This window comes from Actibacterium sp., from assembly GCF_041584535.1.
Taxonomy (GTDB): domain Bacteria; phylum Pseudomonadota; class Alphaproteobacteria; order Rhodobacterales; family Rhodobacteraceae; genus Actibacterium_D.
The window spans coordinates 1-1,575 of sequence record NZ_JBFHDW010000419.1 but is presented as its reverse complement, the minus strand read 5'-3'; the positions used below and the strand labels follow the sequence as shown (position 1 = coordinate 1,575).

Genomic DNA, 1,575 nt, shown 5'->3' with positions numbered 1-1,575 from the left:
TTCTTCATCGACCGGCTGGATATCGTCGCCACCTGTGTCGCGGCGGCGCTTGTGGTGTCACTGATGCTGTTCTCGCAATATTCGAAACAGGGCCGCGCCCTGCGCGCGGTGGTGGACGACCATCAGGCGGCGCTGTCCGTGGGGATCAGCCTGCGGTTCATCTGGGTGCTGGTCTGGTCGATCGCCGGCTTCGTGGCGCTGGTCGCGGGCATGATGTGGGGCTCGAAATCAGGCGTTCAGTTCAGCCTGTCGCTGATCGCGCTGAAGGCGCTGCCGGTGCTGATGCTGGGCGGGTTCACCTCGATCCCGGGGGCCATCGTCGGCGGCCTGATCATCGGCGTCGGTGAAAAGCTGTTCGAATTCGGCATTGGCCCCATGGTGGGCGGCGCGACCGAAAACTGGTTCGCCTATGTGCTGGCCTTGCTGTTCCTCGTGTTCCGGCCTCAGGGCCTGTTCGGCGAGAAAATTATCGAAAGGGTATGACGATGACCAAGCTGATTGCGATTATCAACGTGGTTGCGTGGGCCGGGTTCTGGGCCTTTGGGTATCTCGCCCTGTCGGCGGATATCCAGAATACCGGGCAGATGATTACGGCTGTGGTTCTGGCCGCTCTTGGTGCCGGTCTGGGCCTGTGGGCCTATATCCGGCTGGTGCGGCACAGCGAATCCAGCGGCTATGCCCCGCCGCCGAAACGCGCCTATCCCTCCAGCAATGAAGAAGGGAACGCCTGATGTTTTACCGCGAGGCCGGCGACTTTAAGACGTCCTATGTCGAGGACAGCCAGACCTTTCCGATCAAGTTCGACCGGATGCGCTATTACGTGGTGCTGGCGGTGGCCTTCGGGATCATCCCGTTCGTCATCAACGACTATTGGGCAAACGCGGTATTCGTGCCGTTCCTGATCTATACGATCGCCGCGATCGGGCTGAACATCCTGACCGGGTATTGCGGTCAGGTCAGCCTTGGCACCGGCGGCTTTATGGCCGTGGGCGCCTATGCCTGTTACAAGCTGATGACTGCCTTTCCGGATGTCAGCATCGTTCTCCACGTGATCGGCGCCGGGATCGTCACCGCCTTTGTCGGCGTGCTGTTCGGCCTGCCCAGCCTGCGGATCAAGGGGTTCTATCTGGCCGTGGCGACATTGGCCGCACAGTTCTTTCTGGTCTGGCTGTTCAACAAGGTGCCGTGGTTCTACAACTATTCGGCCTCGGGTCAGATCAGCGCGCCGGAAAGAACAGTGTTCAGCATCGCCGTCACCGGCCCCAACACCGACGCTTGGGCGAAATACATGATCTGCCTGTGCTTCGTTGTCGCCGTGGCATGGATCGCGCGCAATCTGACGCGCGGCACGGTCGGGCGCAGCTGGATGGCGATCCGCGACATGGACATCGCCGCCGAGATCATCGGGGTGAACCCGCTGAAGGCCAAGATGACCGCATTCGCCGTCTCGTCCTTCTTCATCGGCATCGCCGGGGCGCTGTTCTTTAGCGTCTATCTGGGCGCGATCGAGGTCGGCGAGGCCTTCGGCATCAACAAATCGTTCCTCGTGCTGTTCATGGTCATCATCGGCGGGCT

At 61.2% G+C, this 1,575-nt stretch carries 3 protein-coding genes; all 3 read left to right on the top strand.

Annotated features, from left to right (window positions below):
* Positions 1-483, top strand: a 483-nt coding sequence (locus ABYW26_RS14345; RefSeq protein ID WP_372605592.1) for a branched-chain amino acid ABC transporter permease, incomplete at its 5' end; no start/stop codon positions are given.
* Between the two features lie 2 nt (positions 484-485).
* The gene (locus tag ABYW26_RS14340) at positions 486-731 is read left to right on the top strand and encodes a hypothetical protein (RefSeq protein WP_372605591.1); all 246 of its coding nucleotides are present in this window, start codon (positions 486-488) and stop codon (positions 729-731) included.
* The coding region (locus ABYW26_RS14335; protein WP_372605590.1) for a branched-chain amino acid ABC transporter permease at positions 731-1,575 on the top strand (845 nt) is incomplete at its 3' end. The genes ABYW26_RS14340 and ABYW26_RS14335, both read left to right, overlap by 1 nt.

Bases quoted from the DNA above. Each gene is read 5' to 3' on its own strand.
- ABYW26_RS14340 (WP_372605591.1), top strand. From the start codon at position 486: ATGACCAAGCTGATTGCGATTATCAACGTGGTTGCGTGGGCCGGGTTC.